This is a genomic window from Achromobacter sp. 1011811831 (assembly GCF_059760905.1).
The window spans coordinates 1-306 of sequence record NZ_JCBANG010000237.1 but is presented as its reverse complement, the minus strand read 5'-3'; the positions used below and the strand labels follow the sequence as shown (position 1 = coordinate 306).

The 306-nt window shown below is 64.1% G+C and carries 1 protein-coding gene; it reads right to left on the bottom strand.

Annotation, left to right across the window (positions count from 1 at the left end; translation table 11 throughout):
- Window positions 1–306 (bottom strand): VCBS domain-containing protein (locus AC6LJ9_RS30775; protein ID WP_498150475.1); only part of this gene is annotated, 306 nt, incomplete at both ends.

Sequence of the window (306 nt, the reverse complement as noted above, 5' to 3'; positions counted from 1 at the left end):
AGGTGCCGTACTGGCCCTTGAAGTCGGTCTGGGGCTTGAACACGGCCTCGCCGGCGTCCGGGTCGGTGACATCGAGCTTGCCGCTGGCGGTCAGTTCCTTGTCTTCCGTGACCGTGCCCTTGTCGTCACCCGGCTTGCTCGGAGTGATGACGGCGCCGTCGCTGGTGCCATTGACCGTGATGGTGATGGTCTGCGTGGCCTTGCCGCCATGGCCGTCGTCGACGGTCACGGTGATGGTGTCGGTCACATGCTCGCCGTCCTTGAGCGCCTTGACGTCAGGATTGGAGTTGTCGAGCTTGTAGGTCC